The organism is Vibrio sp. D401a (assembly GCF_030248515.1).
Lineage (GTDB): Bacteria > Pseudomonadota > Gammaproteobacteria > Enterobacterales > Vibrionaceae > Vibrio > Vibrio rotiferianus.
The window spans coordinates 122,642-142,691 of record NZ_JAHGAI010000010.1 but is presented as its reverse complement, the minus strand read 5'-3'; the positions used below and the strand labels follow the sequence as shown (position 1 = coordinate 142,691).

Annotated in this window: 17 protein-coding genes; 16 read left to right on the top strand and 1 reads right to left on the bottom strand. The window is 45.5% G+C overall.

Features of this window, described 5'->3' with window-relative positions; all coding sequences use genetic code 11:
- Positions 1-14 precede the first annotated feature (14 nt).
- The 13 genes from iscX (at position 15) to KIV41_RS06520 (ending at position 13,479) form a co-directional block, all read left to right on the top strand.
- Positions 15-209, top strand: coding sequence for a Fe-S cluster assembly protein IscX (gene iscX, locus KIV41_RS06580; RefSeq protein ID WP_005424887.1), 195 nt, complete (start codon positions 15-17; stop codon positions 207-209).
- 172 nt (positions 210-381) lie between these two features.
- Complete coding sequence (gene pepB / locus KIV41_RS06575; RefSeq protein ID WP_010446162.1) at positions 382-1,680, top strand: aminopeptidase PepB; 1,299 nt, start codon at positions 382-384, stop codon at positions 1,678-1,680.
- A 100-nt stretch (positions 1,681-1,780) separates the two neighbouring features.
- The gene (gene ndk / locus KIV41_RS06570; protein WP_010446164.1) at positions 1,781-2,206 is read left to right on the top strand and encodes a nucleoside-diphosphate kinase; all 426 of its coding nucleotides are present in this window, start codon (positions 1,781-1,783) and stop codon (positions 2,204-2,206) included.
- 210 nt (positions 2,207-2,416) lie between these two features.
- Positions 2,417-3,544, top strand: a complete 1,128-nt coding sequence (locus KIV41_RS06565; RefSeq protein ID WP_010446167.1) for a bifunctional tRNA (adenosine(37)-C2)-methyltransferase TrmG/ribosomal RNA large subunit methyltransferase RlmN — start codon at positions 2,417-2,419, stop codon at positions 3,542-3,544.
- 391 nt (positions 3,545-3,935) lie between these two features.
- Positions 3,936-4,883: a cytoskeleton protein RodZ gene (rodZ, locus tag KIV41_RS06560; RefSeq protein WP_045393164.1), complete on the top strand. Its 948-nt coding sequence runs from the start codon at positions 3,936-3,938 to the stop codon at positions 4,881-4,883.
- A 5-nt stretch (positions 4,884-4,888) separates the two neighbouring features.
- Positions 4,889-6,007, top strand: a complete 1,119-nt coding sequence (gene ispG, locus KIV41_RS06555) for a flavodoxin-dependent (E)-4-hydroxy-3-methylbut-2-enyl-diphosphate synthase (RefSeq protein WP_005424674.1) — start codon at positions 4,889-4,891, stop codon at positions 6,005-6,007.
- A gap of 54 nt (positions 6,008-6,061) precedes the next feature.
- The gene (hisS, locus tag KIV41_RS06550; RefSeq protein WP_010446176.1) at positions 6,062-7,330 is read left to right on the top strand and encodes a histidine--tRNA ligase; all 1,269 of its coding nucleotides are present in this window, start codon (positions 6,062-6,064) and stop codon (positions 7,328-7,330) included.
- A 125-nt stretch (positions 7,331-7,455) separates the two neighbouring features.
- Positions 7,456-8,070, top strand: a complete 615-nt coding sequence (locus KIV41_RS06545) for a YfgM family protein (RefSeq protein WP_285335936.1) — start codon at positions 7,456-7,458, stop codon at positions 8,068-8,070.
- 12 nt (positions 8,071-8,082) lie between these two features.
- Complete coding sequence (gene bamB / locus KIV41_RS06540) at positions 8,083-9,243, top strand: outer membrane protein assembly factor BamB (protein ID WP_010446180.1); 1,161 nt, start codon at positions 8,083-8,085, stop codon at positions 9,241-9,243.
- A 181-nt stretch (positions 9,244-9,424) separates the two neighbouring features.
- Positions 9,425-10,921: a ribosome biogenesis GTPase Der gene (der, locus tag KIV41_RS06535; RefSeq protein ID WP_285335935.1), complete on the top strand. Its 1,497-nt coding sequence runs from the start codon at positions 9,425-9,427 to the stop codon at positions 10,919-10,921.
- 93 nt (positions 10,922-11,014) lie between these two features.
- On the top strand, positions 11,015-11,884 hold the full coding sequence (locus KIV41_RS06530; protein ID WP_285335934.1) for an alanyl-tRNA editing protein: 870 nt from the start codon (positions 11,015-11,017) through the stop codon (positions 11,882-11,884).
- A 294-nt stretch (positions 11,885-12,178) separates the two neighbouring features.
- Complete coding sequence (locus KIV41_RS06525; protein WP_138956051.1) at positions 12,179-13,183, top strand: sensor domain-containing diguanylate cyclase; 1,005 nt, start codon at positions 12,179-12,181, stop codon at positions 13,181-13,183.
- A 71-nt stretch (positions 13,184-13,254) separates the two neighbouring features.
- A complete protein-coding gene (locus KIV41_RS06520) occupies positions 13,255-13,479 on the top strand; it encodes a zinc ribbon domain-containing protein (protein WP_285335933.1) in 225 nt (74 codons plus the stop codon).
- On the opposite strand, the gene xseA is transcribed toward KIV41_RS06520, so the two are convergent.
- Positions 13,476-14,807: an exodeoxyribonuclease VII large subunit gene (xseA, locus tag KIV41_RS06515; RefSeq protein ID WP_237304536.1), complete on the bottom strand. Its 1,332-nt coding sequence runs from the start codon at positions 14,805-14,807 to the stop codon at positions 13,476-13,478. The two genes, KIV41_RS06520 and xseA, sit on opposite strands and share 4 nt — an antisense overlap.
- Positions 14,808-15,039: 232 nt before the next feature.
- On the opposite strand from xseA, the gene guaB reads away from it, so the two are divergent.
- The 3 genes from guaB to KIV41_RS06500 all read left to right on the top strand — a co-directional run bounded on the left by guaB (position 15,040) and on the right by KIV41_RS06500 (position 19,871).
- Positions 15,040-16,503, top strand: coding sequence for an IMP dehydrogenase (gene guaB / locus KIV41_RS06510; protein WP_038890730.1), 1,464 nt, complete (start codon positions 15,040-15,042; stop codon positions 16,501-16,503).
- Between the two features lie 126 nt (positions 16,504-16,629).
- The gene (gene guaA, locus KIV41_RS06505; protein ID WP_005424749.1) at positions 16,630-18,183 is read left to right on the top strand and encodes a glutamine-hydrolyzing GMP synthase; all 1,554 of its coding nucleotides are present in this window, start codon (positions 16,630-16,632) and stop codon (positions 18,181-18,183) included.
- 164 nt (positions 18,184-18,347) lie between these two features.
- Positions 18,348-19,871 (top strand): Na+/H+ antiporter NhaC family protein, encoded by a 1,524-nt coding sequence (locus KIV41_RS06500; RefSeq protein WP_285335932.1) that lies wholly within the window; start codon positions 18,348-18,350, stop codon positions 19,869-19,871.
- Positions 19,872-20,050: the final 179 nt, after the last annotated feature.

The window sequence follows — 20,050 nt, the reverse complement described above, 5'->3', positions numbered from 1 at the left end:
AAGGAAGACGAGCAATGAAATGGACAGATTCTCGCGATATCGCGATTGAGCTTTGTGATAAGTTTCCCGACTTGGATCCTAAAACAGTACGTTTTACCGATCTTCATCAATGGATCATGGAGTTAGATGAGTTTGACGATGAGCCAAACCATTGTAACGAAAAGATTCTAGAAGCGGTTATCTTATGCTGGATGGACGAAGCGGATTAATGCTCGATTCGGCGGTAAAACGCAGCAGACTTAACAATTCTCACTAAAAAAAGCGGACCTTAAGGTCCGTTTTTTTATCAAGTTGACATTTTTACCCTACATAATGCTAACATCCGGTAGTTATTAAAAAAGAAGAGGCGTAGGCAACGCCGTTATAAGACAAGGAGAAACCATGTCTACACAGATGTCTGTATTTCTAAGCCAAGAACCAGCGGCACCACATTGGGGCGACAAAGCACTGCTTTCTTTCGCTGAGAATGGCACAACCATTCACCTGGGTGAAGGTCATGATCTTGGTGCAGTTCAACGTGCAGCGCGTCAGCTCGATGGCCAAGGAATTCGTTCAATTCTACTTGCAGGTGATAACTGGGATTTGGAAAGCATTTGGGCTTTTCACCAAGGTTACCGCAACCCGAAAAAACACGGCACGCTAGAGTGGGTTGCGCTTTCTGAGCAAGACCAAGCTGAGCTACATGCTCGCATCACCTCAACAGACTTTACTCGCGATATCATCAACAAAACAGCAGAAGAAGTGGCCCCTCGTCAATTGGCGACCATGGCTGCAGAATTCATCAAGTCTGTGGCGCCTCAGGGCACAGTAACAGCGCGTATCGTGAAAGATAAAGATCTGCTTTCAGAAGGTTGGGAAGGTATTTACGCTGTGGGTCGCGGCTCTGAGCGCACATCGGCAATGCTGCAACTTGATTACAACCCAACTGGCGATGAAAATGCACCAGTCTTTGCGTGTCTAGTAGGTAAAGGCATTACCTTTGATTCAGGCGGTTACAGCTTGAAGCCATCAAACTTCATGACGGCAATGAAAGCGGATATGGGCGGTTCAGGTACGATTACTGGCGGTCTTGCTCTTGCTATTTTGCGTGGTCTGAACAAGCGCGTGAAACTGATCCTTTGTTGTGCAGAGAACATGGTTTCGGGTCGTGCACTTAAGCTTGGCGACATCATCACTTACAAAAACGGTAAGACTGTAGAAATCATGAACACTGACGCAGAAGGTCGTTTAGTGCTTGCTGATGGTCTTATCTACGCAAGTGAGCAGAACCCTGAGCTGATCATCGACTGTGCAACCCTAACGGGCGCAGCGAAGAATGCACTAGGTAATGACTACCATGCACTGATGAGCTTTGATGATGAGCTTTCACATCAAGCGCTAACGGCGGCGAACCAAGAGAAAGAAGGTCTATGGCCACTGCCTCTTGCTGATTTCCACCGTGGCATGCTGCCGTCAAACTTTGCTGATCTATCTAACATCAGTTCTGGTGATTACTCACCAGGCGCAAGTACAGCTGCGGCATTCTTGTCTTACTTCGTTGAAGATTACAAGAAAGGTTGGTTGCACTTTGACTGTGCAGGTACGTACCGTAAGTCAGCTTCAGATAAGTGGTCTGCTGGCGCAACAGGTATGGGTGTGCGTACTCTTGCTCGATTCCTGAACGAACAAGCCACAAAATAAGACTTTTACCAGTGCAGACTTAGTGTCTGTGCTGGTATAACTAAGAGAGACGTAAGTCACTCATATAAAACTATTATTACAAGTACAAAAAGGAAACTTTATGGCTCTAGAAAGAACGTTTTCAATTGTTAAGCCCGACGCTGTAGAACGCAATCTGATTGGTGAGATTTACCACCGTATCGAAAAAGCGGGTTTACGTATCATTGCAGCGAAAATGGTTCACCTGACTGAAGAGCAGGCGAGCGGTTTTTATGCTGAACATGAAGGCAAGCCTTTTTTCCCTGCACTGAAAGAATTCATGACATCTGGCCCAATCATGGTTCAGGTTCTTGAAGGTGAAGATGCAATCGCACGCTACCGTGAGCTAATGGGCAAAACAAACCCAGAAGAAGCTGCATGCGGCACCATCCGTGCAGATTACGCATTGAGTATGCGTCACAACTCTGTGCATGGTTCTGACAGTCCTATCTCTGCGGCTCGTGAAATCGAATTCTTCTTCCCAGAGTCAGAGATTTGTCCTCGTTAATCTTGTTCTAATATGAATGTTAAGCCTCGGAATTTTCCGGGGCTTTTTATTATCAGAAATGGATTGAGAATTGATTACACGCATTGTCTAAATTTTAATCGGTTGGAATTTAATGCCTTAGCAAACTCAGGGTCTTACAGCCCTTGTTGTAGCTGCATAAAGGCTGTACAATTCGCGCCCTTATTCTTGTTTCAGTCATTGAGAGGCAACATGACCACTGAAAAAATCAATCTACTCGACTTTGATCGCAAGGGCATGCGTCAATTTTTCGCGGAAGAGCTAGGCGAAAAAGCGTTCCGTGCGGATCAAGTTATGAAGTGGATCTACCATTTCGGTGTTGATGACTTCGACAACATGACGAATATCAACAAGAAGCTACGTGAAAAACTGCAACACAAGTGTGAAATCAAAGCACCAACAGTAGCAGAAGCTCAACACTCTTCAGACGGCACGATTAAGTGGGCGATGAAGGTGGGTGACCAAGACGTAGAAACGGTTTACATCCCTGAAGATGATCGTGCGACTTTGTGCGTATCTTCTCAGGTAGGCTGTGCATTGGAATGTAAGTTCTGCTCAACTGCTCAACAAGGCTTCAACCGTAACCTAAAAGTATCTGAAATCATTGGTCAGGTATGGCGTGCCGCGCGTGAAATTGGTTTGCAAAAAGAAACCGGTCGTCGCCCGATCACTAACGTGGTAATGATGGGTATGGGCGAACCTCTTCTTAACATGAAGAACCTTATCCCTGCGCTAGAAATCATGCTTGATGATCTTGGTTTTGGTCTTTCTAAGCGCCGCGTAACCGTATCAACTTCAGGCGTGGTATCTGGCCTTGATCAGATGACAGGTAAAATTGACGTAGCATTGGCTATCTCTCTTCATGCGCCAAACGATAAGCTGCGTAGTGAAATCATGCCGATCAACGACCGTTGGGATATCCAAGATTTTCTAGCGTCTGTTCGTCGTTATATCGCGTCTTCAAATGCTAACCGCGGTAAAGTAACGGTAGAGTACGTGCTACTTGATCATGTGAACGATGACATGGACCACGCACGTGAACTGGCGGAACTGATGAAAGATACGCCATGTAAGATCAACCTGATTCCGTTTAACCCGTACCCAGGTTCTCCTTACAAGAAACCAAGCAACTCGCGCATCGACCGTTTCCAGAAAACACTGATGCAATACGAGCACACAGTAACGGTACGTAAGACACGTGGTGATGATATCGATGCGGCATGTGGTCAGTTGGTCGGTGATGTTATTGACCGCACGAAACGTACAGCGGCTTTAAAAGCTGCGCGTGGTGCAGACACCATTGAAGTGAAAGCGGTTTAACTCGCAACGAACTGATAAATAGCCAGAGCCTTATGCTCTGGCTATTTTTTTCTATCAGAGATCAATTAGGTAAGCAAAAAAGAGAACTTGTGTCATTTTTTGGACAAAAGCTTGAGCTATCTGTTAATTTGATAGTAAAGAGTTTTTGTCTTCCTAGAACATTCGCTTATCATGGAAGTTGTTTTATTACTATCGCTCTGACAGCACGCTAAGTTTGTCTCATAACGTTGTTTGAAATCTGCGTCTTCTAATACATTCAGATTCCAGCCTCAGAGCGTTTCAAAAAAGAATTTTGGTTAACGCGTTCAAGCTAGCTATCTTTAAGTAAGGCTTAAGAATAAGAACGAAAAATATACTGCGTTAGCCACCTAACAGATTTATTACCGCCATTATGACTGAACACGAAAAAAACAATGAAACTCCGCTGTCTATTGAAGCGGGCACTTTACTGAAGAATAAGCGCGAGTCTTTAGGCATGACTCAAAAGCAAATTGCTGATCGCCTAAGATTGCGTGTATCTGTCATCGAAGATATCGAAAACAACCAATTTGATTCTCATCAAGTCGCGACATTCATCCGTGGCTACTTACGTTCTTATGCAAAACTGGTTTCTGTTGATGAGCACTTAGTGCTTTCTGCTTTAGATACGACAGGTGAAGCGCAGCACCAAGAGCAGGAGATGCAGAGCTTCTCTCGAAAAACCAAAACAGAGAAACACAATAGCCGAATTATGTTGCTAACATGGGCTATTGCTATTGTGATTACAGGCATTTCCGCGGTGTGGTGGTGGCAAAACCAACAAGAGAACAGTTTAGCTCAAGTGGTTAATGAAGCTGCGGTTGAGACTGAAATCGTTGATGATTCTGCATTCGATACAGAGCCTACTGTGTCAACGGAAACTATTGCTGTTGAAGCTACTGCAGATGAAGCTCCAATCGTTGATGATGCGCCAGTTATGGTTTCGGAGGTTTCAACTGATACATCACCTGTTGATGCTGTGAATGAAGAAGAGACCAGTTCTACTGAAGAGTTAGCTCAACCAGTAACAAAGCCTACTGTTGTTGAAGTTGAAGAAAAGCCAGCAGTAATTCCAGCAGGTATGACACCAGTGACAATGACGTTTACCTCTGATTGCTGGATCCAAGTTAAAGATGCTAATGGCAAAACGTTAGTTTCAGGTACTCACAAGCCCGGTCAAAATGTCGAGCTTGCCGGAAAAGCACCATTTAAAGTGATTTTAGGTGCGCCAGAAGCCGTGACAATGACATTTGCAAGTGAACCTGTCGACCTTTCTGGGTATACTTCAGGCAAAGTAGCTAGATTCACTCTACCGTTATAAATATTATGCAACACGAATCTCCAATTATTCGTCGTAAATCGACGCGTATTTATGTGGGTGATGTACCAATTGGTGATGGTGCACCAATTGCTGTACAGTCAATGACAAACACTCGCACGACTGATGTGGAAGCCACAGTCGCACAAATCCGAGCATTAGAAAAAGTGGGTGCAGACATTGTACGTGTTTCTGTTCCTACCATGGATGCGGCGGAAGCCTTTAAGCTCATCAAACAGCAAGTGTCTGTGCCGCTCGTTGCAGACATTCACTTCGACTACCGTATTGCACTGAAAGTGGCAGAGTATGGTGTCGACTGTTTGCGTATTAACCCAGGTAACATCGGCAACGAAGAGCGTATTCGTTCGGTTGTTGATTGTGCCCGTGACAAAAACATCCCAATCCGTATTGGCGTCAATGGTGGCTCTTTGGAAAAAGATCTGCAGATGAAGTACGGTGAGCCGACGCCAGAAGCATTGGTGGAATCGGCGATGCGTCACGTGGACCACCTTGATCGCCTTAACTTTGACCAGTTCAAAGTGAGTGTGAAAGCGTCTGATGTTTTCCTTGCGGTGGATTCATACCGCCTATTGGCAAAACAGATCGACCAGCCACTACACCTTGGTATCACCGAAGCAGGTGGTGCAAGAGCGGGTGCTGTGAAGTCCTCTGTTGGCTTAGGTATGCTTCTAGCGGAAGGGATCGGTGATACGTTGCGTATTTCATTGGCTGCAGATCCAGTAGAAGAAATCAAAGTTGGCTTTGATATTCTTAAATCTCTACGTATTCGCTCTCGCGGCATCAACTTTATTGCTTGCCCAAGCTGTTCACGTCAGGAATTCGACGTGATTAACACAGTAAATGCATTGGAAGAGCGCTTAGAAGACATCATCACACCTATGGATGTGTCGATCATCGGCTGTGTAGTAAATGGCCCAGGTGAAGCCGAGGTTTCACATTTAGGTCTAGCAGGCAGCAACAAGAAGAGCGCATTCTACGAAGACGGTAAACGTCAGAAAGAGCGTTTCGACAATGATGATCTAGTGAACCAACTAGAAGCGAAAATCCGTGCGAAAGCGTCTGTGTTAGATCAAGCTAACCGCATCGATATCAAACAAGAAGATTAATCTCATAGCTCGAGCATGTAAGCGTGCTCGGGTTACTAAGCGACGGTAATTATTGTGGCAAAGAAAATCCAAGCAATCCGAGGCATGAACGACTGCCTTCCAACTCAATCTCCACTGTGGCAGAAACTTGAAAACGCAGTGAAAAGTACCGTGAGCGCATACGGCTACAACGAAGTGCGCATGCCTATCGTTGAAGAAACAAACCTATTCAGCCGCGCTGTTGGTGAAGAGACAGACGTCGTTTCAAAAGAAATGTACACCTTTGATGATCGTAACGGAGACAGCCTAACACTTCGCCCTGAAGGTACTGCGGGTTGTGTACGTTCATGTATTCAAAACAGCTTGATCAACCGTGACGAACAGCGTCTGTGGTACATGGGGCCAATGTTCCGCCATGAGCGTCCGCAGAAAGGTCGTTACCGTCAATTCCACCAGTGTGGTGTTGAGGTGTTTGGTCTTAATGGTCCAGATGTTGATGCTGAGCTTATCATGATGACAGCACGTCTATGGCGTGAACTGGGTATCAATGAACATGTTCGTCTTGAGCTTAACTCTATCGGTTCTCAAGAAGATCGCGCAGACTACCGTACGGCACTGGTTGCATTCCTTGAGCAACATATTGATGTGCTAGACGAAGATTGTAAGCGTCGCATGCACACTAACCCACTGCGTGTTCTGGATACAAAGAACCCTGACGTTCAGGCTATTTTAGGTGATGCACCTCGTCTTTCTGAGTACTTAGGCGAGGAATCTAAAGCTCACTTCGCAGGTCTATGTGAACTTTTAGACGCTGCAGGTATCGAATACACAGTTAACGAACGTCTAGTTCGTGGTCTGGATTACTACAACCGCACGGTATTTGAGTGGATCACTGAGAGCCTAGGTGCTCAAGGCACAGTATGTGGCGGTGGTCGTTACGATGGTCTTGTAGAGCAATTAGGTGGTAAAGAAACACCAGCAGTTGGTTTTGCAATGGGCCTAGAACGTCTTGTTCTGATGCTAGAAACACTAGAGCTAACAGACGTTCGTCGCAGTGTAGATGTTTACGTAGTAACAGCAGGCGAAGGCACCATGATGGCGGGTATGAAGCTAGCAGAACAGCTTCGTGAAGCTGTTCCTGGCGTTCGCGTGATGAGTCACTTCGGTGGCGGTAACTTCAAGAAACAGTTTAAGCGCGCAGATAAAGTGGGTGCTGTAGTAGCATTAGTTCTGGGCGAAAACGAAGTTGCGGATAACACCGTAGTACTAAAAGACTTGGTTGGTGGTGAGCAAGAGACTTACAACCAAGCAGAAGTTGCTGAGAAGATCGCAGCACTGATTTAAGTCTTTTAATAAGCTAAAGATTAAATCCTAATTCGTAATAGTAAGGCTCCCAAGATAGGAGCCTTTCGACGAAATAGGAACAATGGCAGTCTTGCTGCCATTTACATGTTTTAAGAGGACAGGAAGTGGAACTTTACGATACTGAAGAACAACAAGTTGAAGCAATTAAAGACTGGTGGAAGGAAAACGGCAAAGCCGTAATCATCGGTGCCGTGGTTGGTTTAGGTGGCCTATTTGGTTGGCGTTACTATCAAGATTCTGTTGTTCAGGCGAGTGAAGCGGCTTCTTTGAGCTACACAACGACAATGAACGCGCTACAAGCGAAAGGTGTTGATGCTCAAGCAGACGTGCAAGCGTTTATTGATTCAAACAAAGTACAAGAGTACTCAGTGTTGGCCGCGATGCAGCTTGCTAAAGCCCAAGTTGATGCGAAAGAGTTACCAGCTGCATTAACGCAACTGAAATGGGCTCAAAGCAACACTAAAGACGCAGCTCTAGCTTCACTAATTAGCTACCGTATTGCTCGAATTGAAGCTGAACAAGGTAACTTTGATGCTGCTAATGCAGAACTGAACAAAGTGACTGATACAGCGTGGGCTGGTCGTATTGCCGAGTTACGTGGTGATATTGCGCTTCGTCAAGGAAATCAAGATGCCGCTTACACAGCTTATACCGAAGCTCAACAAGCTGCAGATGCAAGCCCAACCTTGCAGATGAAGTTGGACGATCTAGCCAAATAAGGACCGCAGTGGATGAAAAGAGTCTTAAAGCATGCCTTATTGAGTGCGATGGCAGTGGGTATTCTTGCTGGCTGTGCCGGCGAGGAAGATACAATCGTTATGGCACCGCTACCGAAGGTTGATAATCAATTTACGCCAAGTACGAATTGGAGTACTTCAATTGGTGATGGCGTAGGCCATTACTTTTCAAAGCTATCTCCAGCTTTTGCTTACGACAAGTTATTTGTAGCAAGCCGTGATGGTCTGGTAAAAGCTCTGGATGCTGAAACCGGCAAAACGTTGTGGCAAACAGACTTAGAGCAAGATGTGATTGCGCGCCTATCAGGTGGCCTAACTGCCGCTTATGACCATGTTTACATTGGTTCTGAAAACGGCGAAGTCATTGCTTTAGACCAAGAAACTGGTGAAGTCACATGGCGTGTTGAAGTCGGTGGTGAAGTTCTTGCTAACCCTGTTGCTGATTCTGGTTTAATTATTGTAAATACCAGTCGTGGTACTTTGTTTGCTCTTGACCAGTTAACTGGTGAGCAAAAGTGGGCGATCAGTACTGAAGTTCCAAACCTAACCCTTCGTGGCGATAGCACACCAACAGCGGTTGCTGGTGGGGTATTTTGGGGCACGGCAAATGGTCGATTGGCAGCCGCGATTGTTGAGCGTGGCCAATTGATTTGGCAACAGCCGATCGGAACCCCTAAAGGGGCAACGGAAATTGATCGTCTTGTCGATGTAGACTCTTCACCGATTGTACTGGGCGGCACTCTTTTCACTGTTGGTTACAATGGACAGTTAATTGCCATTGATCTACGTTCAGCTAAACCTTTGTGGAAGCGTAATTACTCGTCTGCAAATGATTTAGCGACGGATGGTAGTCGTATCTTCGTTATCACTGAGAAAGATCATGTGGTTGCTGTTGATGCGCGCAGTGGTACTGAGCTGTGGGAAAATGCATCACTTGAGTATCGACAACTTACCGCACCAGTAGTAATCGATAACTACTTGGTCGTAGGTGATACTCTTGGCTATTTACATTGGATCGACCGCTCTACTGGTGAGTTCGTTGCTCAACAAGAAGTAGACAGTAGTGGCTTTGCTGTTGGTCCAGTCGCAGTTTCTGACGGTTATGTCATTACTACTCGTAATGGCGATGTAAAGAAACTGAGCATTAACGAATAATATCGTGATATAATTCACATTCGGCTCCTGGCTGGTAACAGTTAGGAGCCGTTTTGTTGTTTGAAATTTTTATTTATTAACCGTTATTCCTGACGTGGTTATAGGTAAAAAGCTTGTTTGATTTGGCATTGAGCAAGTCGTTACCTATAACTACAGAAGAAAGATTATTGTAGAGGTTGTTATGGTACCTGTTGTTGCTCTAGTAGGGCGTCCGAACGTAGGTAAATCTACACTATTTAACCGATTGACACGCACACGTGACGCGTTGGTTGCGGACTTCCCTGGCCTAACGCGAGACCGTAAATATGGCCAAGCTCGCCTTGGTGAAGAACATGAATTCATCGTTATTGATACCGGTGGTATTGATGGTACGGAAGAAGGCGTAGAAACGAAGATGGCAGAACAATCGCTAGCTGCGATTGATGAAGCTGATGTAGTACTATTCCTTGTTGATGGTCGTGCTGGATTAACGCCATCGGATGAAGCGATTGCCGCGCACCTGCGTAAAATCGAAAAACCAGCAATGCTGGTAGTAAACAAGATCGATGGTATTGATGCAGATGCAGCTTGTGCTGATTTCTGGCAGCTTGGTGTTGACGACATGTACCAAATTGCTGCGGCGCATGGTCGTGGTGTAACAGCATTGCTAGAACGCGCATTAGCGCCATTCTTTGATGATCTGCTGGCAAGTGAATCTGAAGAAGGTGAGATTGAAGATCTGACTGAATTCGAAGATGAAGAGCTAGCGACTGAAGATTACACCGAAGAAGACGCAGAAGCAGAGTTCAAACGTTTACAAGACCAGCCAATCAAACTGGCAATCATTGGTCGTCCAAACGTTGGTAAATCAACACTGACAAACCGTATTCTTGGCGAAGAGCGTGTTGTGGTATACGACATGCCAGGCACTACGCGTGACTCAATCTACATTCCAATGGAACGTGATGGTCGTGAGTATGTGTTGATCGATACTGCAGGTGTACGTCGTCGTGGTCGTATCAACGAAACCGTCGAGAAATTCTCTGTTGTTAAAACACTGAAAGCCGTAGAAGACGCAAACGTGGTTCTATTGGTTATCGACGCACGTGAAAACATTTCTGACCAAGATTTGAGTCTACTTGGCTTCGCATTGAACGCAGGCCGTTCAATTGTACTAGCGGTAAACAAGTGGGACGGTCTAGATAACGAAGTGAAAGAGAACGTGAAGAAAGAACTCGACCGTCGTTTAGGCTTCGTTGATTTTGCACGTATTCACTTTATCTCAGCACTTCACGGTACAGGCGTTGGCCACTTGTTCGAATCAATTCAAGAAGCGTACAAGTCGGCAACGACACGTGTTGGTACTTCTGTACTGACTCGTATTATGAAGATGGCAACAGACGATCACCAACCACCAATGGTTCGTGGCCGTCGAATCAAACTGAAGTACGCGCACGCGGGTGGTTACAACCCACCTATCGTGGTTGTTCACGGTAACATGGTTCGCGATCTACCAGATTCGTACAAGCGCTACTTGATGAACTACTTCCGTAAGTCGCTGGAAATCATGGGTACACCAATCCGTATTAACTTCCAGAACAGCGACAACCCGTACGAGAACCGTACAAACAAGCTAACTCTATCTCAAGAGCGTAAGCGCAAGCGTATGATGTCTGCAGTGAAAAACCGCAACAAATAATCGCTAAGATTTTCTGAATACCCAAGTTTCGACTTGGGTATTTTTTTATAAGCAGATTTTTACTCGAAGAAACTTATTAGAAGAACTCCAAACATGACAATCACAGCAACCAAGACCCGCTTCTGTCATCAGACATGGCAAATGGAAGCGCCAATACAACTTGTTCAGTCTACACATGAAGTCACTTACGTGATTACAGAAGTGACACCTTTCCATCCTGTGAGTCATATTTGGCCAGATCATCCTGCAGATAAAGGTACACTGACAGCAATGGGCACTGGATATGAAGTGATGGATTGCCAGGTTGGCGCGGTAGAGCTTGCAAGTGGAGAATTGCATGTCGGCACTGCAATTCCTGTAAAACGCGATACCGAAGGGTGGGTATTTGTGGTTGTCCATGTATTACCACGAACGGAAGTCCTTACTGTAGGTAATGTCGTGTCATTAGAAGTCGACAAAGAGTACCAGCTATCGCTGAGTCGTGGACATAGTGCAGGGCATATCGCATACCTTGCACTTAATAAAATATTGGCACAGAGCTACTGGCGAAAAGATGCAGACCGCAAAGACCCTCATGGGAATTACGACTTCAACAGCTACGCACAAGAAACCAGTTTTGTTACTCCAGATAAATGTCTGGACACCTATCGTTTAGGTAAAACACTCCGTAAAAGAGGTTTAAACAGTGCAGATATGTTGTCTGACTTGAAAAGCATCGAACAACAGGTGAATGTTCTGTTGGGAGATTGGCTAAAAAGAGATGCTGCGATCACCATCGATTGCCATGGTGAACGCCTTACTGATTCACGTTACTGGCAATGTGATTTAGGCGAAGGTGAAATTGCTGTCATCCCTTGTGGGGGAACGCATGCGAGCCATTTGAATGACTTTGGTTCTATTCGTGTAACACTGACGGAAATAGACTCACAGACAATTGAAATGCACACTGATGTAATAAGCTAAACTTCAAATTCGATCTTTTTATTAAATTCTGTTTATGTGCTTTTTTAATCTGCATTCTGGTTGTTTATTTTATTTAAAATTGAGATGCAGAATATGTAACTTATGCTTTCGGTGTGTGGTTATATAAATATTCTTTTAAGGGGTGATCGCTGATCAAAAGGGAAATATCCGATGATCAGCATATGATCTTTTATAGTGCCGCATTCACATAATGTGAGTTAGTTACCTGCGTCATATTTATAGATCTATTATATTTCGGGCTGATAAACATAATAACGATATGAATACAGCACAATGGACAAAGATAGACTGTTAGATGCTCACCGAGCAGTCAATCGTCTTTTGGGTAAGCTTGCACTCGGAATGGAACGAGACAGCCTCAACCACGAGGTTATTGAGTTAAGTGAACACCTATTTGGGAAGAGGCAAGCTTCCATACTACGATTGCACCCCGATACCAATACATTGCACTTGGAATTTGCCCCACACTTACCTGATTTCTACAATCAAGCGATCGAAGGAGTTCCAATTGGACCAGAAATTGGTTCATGTGGTGCTGCTGCATTCTTGAAGCAAATCGTGGTTGTTAGCGATATTGATCATCATGCTAACTGGGCTCCTTTCCTCGAACTGACTCAACAGGCTCAACTCCGTGCATGTTGGTCTGTCCCGATCATTGCTTCGGACGGCCATGTATTGGGAACATTTGCCGTATACAGCAATGCGCCTTCTGAACCTCACCCCTATGAGCTCGAAGTGCTCGAAATGTTGGCCGCTTTATATGCGGTGGCATTAGAGAAGTATCGTCTAGAAGAGCAACTTCACTTTCACGCTAGCCGCGATCCACTCACGCACTGCTTTAACCGTCGTGCTCTGTTGACAGAAGTCGACCGAAAAATTAATCACAAATGTGATCGTAATGCATTAGTCGGATGTTTCTTTGTTGATATCGATGAGTTTAAGTACATCAATGATCGCTTTGGTCATGAGACTGGTGACCAAGTCTTGGTGCTGGTAGCTGAGCACCTGAAACAGGCGTTTCGTTCTTGTTCAGTGATAGGGCGGTATGGTGGTGATGAGTTTGTTGGTTTCTGTTGTTTTCCAGATGAGCAGACCTACCTTCACTTTGTTTCTCGTTTAGCGGATGAACTTAATCAGATTTATCATCTAGAAGAATATCAAGTCAAAGCCAGCATTGGCGCTTCTTGTAGTACTGCTAGTGAGCGCTCGGTGTTACAAGAGCTTATTCAGCAAGCTGATGTGGCAATGTACCAGAACAAACGCGCCAAACGAGCGTGATTAAGATCAAAGCACCAATTTGGCTTATGATTAGACTGTAAGTCAGTAAATTGAAGTTTTTAGGGGTAGTCATGCAACCGAATATTTGTCCAACTTGCGATGTAGAATTGGAGTGGACGGGACAATACCATTGCAATCAATGTGAGTCGGATTATAAGAAGGTAGGGTTTTGCCCAGATTGCGATGCTGAGTTGGAGAAAGTACAGGCTTGCGGCGCGGCAAACTACTTTTGCAACAGTTGTAATGAACTCAAATCGAAATCACGTGTTCGATTTGAGTTTCAAAAAATCAGTTAATTAACGGTTGAGCGAAGCTCGCCATCAGATAAGCGGGTGACCAATACGTCGCCCGTTTTTACATCTTTCGCCTGGGTAACAACCTGACCTTGCTCAGTTTGAGTGATCGAGTAGCCACGTTTTAGTGTTGCCAGTGGGCTTACCGTATCTAGCTTCTCAGCCGCGATTGCAAGTTGATGGCGCATGGTCAGTAGCTTACGGTCCATCGCATCCAACAATTTTTGCTCAACTCTATCAAGCTTCGACTTCTGCTCAGCCAAGCGCTTTACTGGTGAGTTCAGTTGTAGGCGATGATGCTTACGCTCAACAGCTTGTTGGCGCGTTGTGATGAATCGTTGCATTGCGCGTTGTAGGCGCATGTCCAACTCATCAAGTTGTTGCGTCTGGCGCTGCAATTGATAGCTTGGATGCTGGCGCTCTAAGCGGTGCATCAGTTGAGCCGATTGCTGTTTTTGTTGCGTTAGGTAGTAACGCATTGCACTGGCTAGCTTATGTTGGCGAGTCACCAAAGCTTGATCTTTGTGGCTGTTATCGCGGCTTACCAATTCAGCCGCCGCTGATGGCGTCGGCGCTCGCATGTCCGCAACAAAGTCGGCAATTGTCACATCAACCTCATGACCAACGGCACTGATGATCGGAATTTGGCTTGCAGCAATAGTGCGAGCAAGGATTTCGTTGTTAAAGCACCAAAGGTCTTCTAACGAGCCGCCACCACGACCAACAATCAATACATCACATTCATCACGACTGTTTGCACGGCCGATTGCCTGCGCAATTTGAATAGCAGCCTCTTCACCTTGCACCATAGTTGGGTAAACCACCACGGGTAAGGAAGGATCTCGGCGTTTCAATACATCTAGGATATCGTACAGTGCGGCACCGGTTTTAGAGGTGATCACACCAACGCGTTTTGGGTGCTCAGGTAAAGGCTGCTTATTGGTTTGAGCAAACAAACCTTCTGCTGCCAGTTTCATCTTAAGTGCTTCGAACTCTTGTTGCAGACGACCATCGCCTTCTGGCTGCATACTTTCGATGATCAATTGATAGTCACCACGCGGCTCGTACAGAGACAGGCGTGCTTTAACTAGAACTTGATTGCCGTTAGCAGGTTTGAAAGTGACGCGACGATTGTTACCACGGAACATGGCACATTTAACTTGAGCGCGAGAATCTTTAAGAGTGAGGTACCAGTGACCAGAGACGGGAGCTGAGAAGTTGGATATCTCTCCCACAAGCCAGACTATCCCCATTTCGTTTTCGAGCAGCAGACGCACTTCGGCATTGAGACGAGAAACAGTGAAGATGTTTTGATTGGTCTGGGAGAGCACAGCTAATTTCGTAGACGTGAGTATGGAAATTAGCGGCAATATAATACATAGCAAGGGGGTAATTGCAAGAAAAAAATTAAAAAATTTGTGGTCAAGCGATTGCGTTAACCGTATAATCCCTCCGCAATATCTAATCCAAATGTAGCCAACAACCTAAAATTGGTTACCCTCATTATGCGAAACGATGAGATTGGATTGTTCTTTTTACTCCTATTATTGTGAGATATTGCAAATGCTAAGAATTGCCAAAGAAGCGCTGACATTCGATGACGTACTACTCGTGCCAGCTCACTCCACTGTTCTCCCAAACACAGCTGATCTTCGCACTCAGCTTACCAAGAACATCACCCTAAACATCCCAATGATTTCAGCGTCTATGGACACTGTTACTGAAGCTCGTCTAGCTATCGCGCTAGCGCAAGAGGGTGGCATTGGCTTTATCCACAAAAACATGTCTATTGAGCAGCAAGCTGCTGAAGTTCGTAAAGTTAAGAAGTTTGAAGCTGGCGTCGTTTCTGATCCAGTAACGGTTAACCCTGAAGCGACAATCGCTGACGTGGTTGCACTGACTGAAAAACACGGCTTCGCTGGTTTCCCTGTAATCACAGAGAACAACGAGCTTGTAGGCATTATCACCGGTCGTGATGTGCGCTTTGTTACTGACCTTTCTAAGAAAGTGTCTTCAGTAATGACAGCAAAAGAAAACCTTGCAGCAGTAAAAGAAGGTGCAACACGTGAAGAAGTGCAAGAGAAGATGCACGAAGCACGCGTTGAGAAAGTATTGGTTGTGAACGATGAGTTCCAACTAACCGGTATGATCACTGCGAAAGACTTCCACAAAGCAGAACGTAAACCAAACGCATGTAAAGATGAGCGCGGTCGTCTTCGTGTTGGCGCAGCCGTTGGTGCTGGTGCTGGCAACGAAGAGCGTGTTGCTGCTCTAGTTGAAGCGGGCGTTGACGTTCTACTTATCGACTCTTCACACGGTCACTCTGAAGGTGTACTAAACCGCATCCGCGAAACTCGCGCTGCTTACCCAGATCTAGACATCATCGGCGGTAACGTTGCGACAGGTGCTGGTGCTAAAGCACTTATCGAAGCGGGTGTTAGCGCAGTGAAAGTGGGTATCGGCCCTGGTTCAATCTGTACAACTCGTATCGTAACAGGTGTTGGTGTTCCTCAAGTAACAGCAATTGCAGACGCGGCAGAAGTGGCGAACTCATTCGGCATTCCAGTTATCGCTGACGGCGGTATCCGTTTCTCTGGTGACATCTGTAAAGCAATCGTAGCAGGCGCATCTTGTGTGATGGTTGGTTCAATGTTCGCAGGTACAGAAGAAGCACCGGGTGAAGTGATTCTTTACAACGGTCGTTCTTACAAGTCTTACCGTGGCATGGGCTCTCTTGGTGCAATGTCTCAAGGTTCATCTGACCGTTACTTCCAGTCTGACAATGCAGCAGACAAGCTAGTACCAGAAGGTATCGAAGGTCGTATCGCATACAAAGGTCGTCTAAAAGAAATCGTACACCAACAAATGGGTGGTCTACGTTCAAGCATGGGTCTTACTGGCTCTGCAACGATTGAAGATATGCGTACTAAAGCTGAATTTGTTCGTATCTCAGGTGCGGGCATGGCTGAATCACACGTACACGACGTTCAAATCACTAAGGAAGCTCCAAACTACCGTCGCGGTTAATTTTTACTGTTGTAAAAATAAAACCTATACACTCGACGTAAACGTTTGCTTTTTTCCTTGAAGCATTAATAAGAGGCGAGTACACTCGCCTCCGTTTTAATAACCTAGCTTATAAGACTGCTCAAAATGACTAAAAATATTCATGACCAACGTATTCTGATCTTGGACTTCGGTTCTCAGTACACTCAGCTAGTAGCGCGCCGTGTACGTGAAATCGGTGTTTACTGTGAACTGTGGAGCTGGGACGTTGAAGAAGCGGATATTCGTGAATTCAATCCAGACGGTATCATCCTATCTGGTGGTCCAGAAAGCGTAACGGAAGATAACTCTCCACGCGCTCCTCAATACGTATTTGACTCTGGTGTGCCAGTACTAGGTGTATGTTACGGCATGCAAACTATGGCTGAGCAGCTAGGTGGTAAAGTAGCGGGTTCTACAGAACGTGAATTCGGTTACGCACAAGTTAAAGTGTCTGGTGAATCTGCACTATTTAAAGATCTTGAGCTAACTCAAGACGTGTGGATGAGCCACGGTGACAAAGTAGTAGAAATTCCTGCTGACTTCGTGAAAGTTGGCGAGACAGACACATGTCCGTACGCTGCGATGGCGAACGAAGAGAAGAAATACTACGGCGTTCAGTTCCACCCAGAAGTAACGCACACGAAAGGCGGCCTACAAATGCTAGAGAACTTCGTTCTTGGCGTATGTGGCTGTGAGCGTCTATGGACTTCTGAATCTATCATCGAAGACGCGGTTGCTCGTATTAAAGAGCAAGTGGGTGACGACGAAGTTATCCTAGGTCTATCTGGTGGTGTTGATTCATCGGTAGTTGCTATGCTAGTTCACCGTGCAATCGGCGACAAGCTAACGTGTGTATTCGTAGATAACGGTCTTCTTCGTCTAAACGAAGGTCAACAAGTAATGGATATGTTCGGCGACCAATTTGGTTTGAACATCATCAAAGTTGACGCTGAAGATCGCTTCCTAAAAGCACTTGAAGGCAAGTCGGATCCAGAAGAGAAGCGTAAGACAATCGGTCACGTATTCGTAGACGTATTTGATGAAGAGTCTAAGAAGCTGAAAAACGCGAAATGGCTAGCTCAAGGTACGATTTACCCAGACGTTATCGAGTCTGCTGCATCTAAGACTGGTAAAGCGCACGTGATCAAATCACACCACAATGTGGGCGGTCTTCCAGATGACATGGAAATGGGTCTTGTTGAGCCACTACGTGAGCTGTTCAAAGATGAAGTTCGTAAGATCGGTCTAGAGCTTGGTCTTCCGTACAACATGCTTTACCGCCACCCATTCCCGGGTCCTGGTCTAGGTGTTCGTGTTCTTGGTGAAATCAAGAAAGAGTACTGTGACTTGCTACGTCGTGCAGACGCTATCTTCATTGAAGAACTACACGCTGCAGACCTATACAACAAAGTATCTCAAGCGTTCACGGTATTCCTACCAGTTCGTTCTGTAGGTGTAATGGGCGATGGTCGTAAGTACGATTGGGTTGTCTCTCTACGAGCGGTAGAAACTATCGACTTTATGACTGCGCATTGGGCACACCTACCATACGACTTCCTAGGTAAGGTTTCTAACCGTATCATCAACGAAGTTGACGGTATCTCTCGCGTGGTTTACGACATTTCTGGTAAGCCACCAGCGACAATCGAATGGGAATAATTTCCCGTTAGATATACCAAATTGAAAACCAGCCTTCGGGCTGGTTTTTTTATGCCTGAAAAGTGTGAACGCAGGTCTCAACTTTTTTATTAGAAAGTATATACATGCGATATTATTGAATGTACATTCATTTTTGGTGTTTAAATATTAAAGTTGGTATTGCTATGGAACAGGCAGAAGTTACCTCCCTCATCCCCATCATCATTACGTTAGTCCTCGCGTTAACTACAAGAAACGTTGTTGTCGGTCTTTTTGCCGGCGTTGTTAGCGGTGTGGCTATGTTAGAAGGCACATTCGTTGACAAAGGTCCGCTCGATTCGTTTAGCGCACTGATGAAAAGTTATCTGTTGCCGCAACTGACTGACAGTTACAATGCGGGCGTCATTCTTCTATTGGTTTTCATTGGTGGCTTTGTAGCCTTAATGGAGAAATCTGGCGGTGGCGTAGCGTTCGCTAAAAAGGTCACTCAATGGGTTGCTAGTAAATGCCAAGCGCAGCTTTCTGCTTGGTTCGGCGGCGTTGTTATTTTCTTTTCGGACCTTGGTACACCGTTAATTGTTGGCCCTGTCTTTCGTCCTCTTTTTGATAAACTGAAAGTCTCTCGCCAGAAACTAGCCTTTATCATCGATTCAACTTCATCCCCAGTGGCGATCCTCATCCCTTTCATCGGTTGGGGCGTTTACATCATGAGCCTGATTCAAAAAGAGTTTGCTGCACTGGATGTGGGTATCAGTGATTGGGATGCCTTTATTGGCGCTATTCCTTACCAGTTTTATGCCTTTTTAGCGATCGCGATTGTGCCGATTGTTTCTTTCTTCAAACTGGATTTTGGACCAATGGCGAAAGCTGAGCAGTTTGCAGAGCAGGGTTCTGATTTTGGAAAAGTGCAAGATTCACTGAATGTGTTTGAGCATAAAAATGCAAAAACAAGTTTTGTTTGGGCACCGCTTCTCGTCATGCTTGTGGTGCTTTGTTCAATATTGGTTCCTCATGGTTTTCCATTTCAGAAAGTAGCAGGCTCAACATTCCGTGCTGCACTGTCGTCGGCGTATTTCTTTGCTGCAATTACCCTAATTAGTTTGATGGCGTTTTATGGCGTGAGAAAGCTCTCTGATGGCATTCAGGTTTACCTAAAAGGGATGTCGAACATGATGTCCGTTGCGGTGATCTTGGTGCTGGCTTGGTCACTGAGTTCTGTCGGTAAAGAGCTTGGCGCAGCGGCCTACATTGCAGAGCAAGCACAAGCTGGCTTCCCATATTGGTTATTGCCTGCCGTAGCTTTTCTATTGGCAGGTATTATCTCTTTTGCCACAGGGTCGTCATGGGGCACTTTTGCCATCATGATGCCATTGGTCATTCCCACCGCAGTCGCGATTGATGCGCCATTGCTGGTGTGTATCGGTGCGGTGTTATCTGGTGGCTTATTTGGTGATCATTGTTCGCCAATCTCGGAAACCACCATCTTGTCCTCTACAGGAGCGGGGTGTGAGCAGTATGAGCACTTTAGAACCCAGTTGCCTTATGCGGTACTCAACGGCGCTATTGCCTTGACAAGCTTTCTCGTCGCCGGAGTAATGGCTTCTCCTGTAATTGTGCTGGTGGTAATCGTCGCGCAGTTTGCCATTTACTTGGTGCTCTCTAAGCAGCAATCTTCACCGACGTTAGAGCAAGCAACAGCAGAGCAATAGCAATAAATGAGAGCGGGGGAGTATCCCCCGTTTTCTTTTGAGTCGAGGTAACAGTTTTTGTGATACCCGCTGTGTAACAGTATTTATTTATGAAATTTGCGTCGCAGAATTAATTCACTTCACTCGGCGTTTTTTCTACATGATCCACTATGTGTCTAGTTATTCCTTGTATATTGTAT

What these genes read in the sequence shown, in the direction of transcription:
- iscX (WP_005424887.1), top strand. Translation starts at nt 15, where the DNA reads ATGAAATGGACAGATTCTCGCGATATCGCGATTGAGCTTTGTGATAAG.
- pepB (WP_010446162.1), top strand. Translation starts at nt 382, where the DNA reads ATGTCTACACAGATGTCTGTATTTCTAAGCCAAGAACCAGCGGCACCA.
- ndk (WP_010446164.1), top strand. Translation starts at nt 1,781, where the DNA reads ATGGCTCTAGAAAGAACGTTTTCAATTGTTAAGCCCGACGCTGTAGAA.
- KIV41_RS06565 (WP_010446167.1), top strand. Translation starts at nt 2,417, where the DNA reads ATGACCACTGAAAAAATCAATCTACTCGACTTTGATCGCAAGGGCATG.
- rodZ (WP_045393164.1), top strand. Translation starts at nt 3,936, where the DNA reads ATGACTGAACACGAAAAAAACAATGAAACTCCGCTGTCTATTGAAGCG.
- ispG (WP_005424674.1), top strand. Translation starts at nt 4,889, where the DNA reads ATGCAACACGAATCTCCAATTATTCGTCGTAAATCGACGCGTATTTAT.
- bamB (WP_010446180.1), top strand. Translation starts at nt 8,083, where the DNA reads ATGAAAAGAGTCTTAAAGCATGCCTTATTGAGTGCGATGGCAGTGGGT.
- der (WP_285335935.1), top strand. Translation starts at nt 9,425, where the DNA reads ATGGTACCTGTTGTTGCTCTAGTAGGGCGTCCGAACGTAGGTAAATCT.
- KIV41_RS06530 (WP_285335934.1), top strand. Translation starts at nt 11,015, where the DNA reads ATGACAATCACAGCAACCAAGACCCGCTTCTGTCATCAGACATGGCAA.
- KIV41_RS06525 (WP_138956051.1), top strand. Translation starts at nt 12,179, where the DNA reads ATGGACAAAGATAGACTGTTAGATGCTCACCGAGCAGTCAATCGTCTT.
- KIV41_RS06520 (WP_285335933.1), top strand. Translation starts at nt 13,255, where the DNA reads ATGCAACCGAATATTTGTCCAACTTGCGATGTAGAATTGGAGTGGACG.
- guaB (WP_038890730.1), top strand. Translation starts at nt 15,040, where the DNA reads ATGCTAAGAATTGCCAAAGAAGCGCTGACATTCGATGACGTACTACTC.
- guaA (WP_005424749.1), top strand. Translation starts at nt 16,630, where the DNA reads ATGACTAAAAATATTCATGACCAACGTATTCTGATCTTGGACTTCGGT.
- KIV41_RS06500 (WP_285335932.1), top strand. Translation starts at nt 18,348, where the DNA reads ATGGAACAGGCAGAAGTTACCTCCCTCATCCCCATCATCATTACGTTA.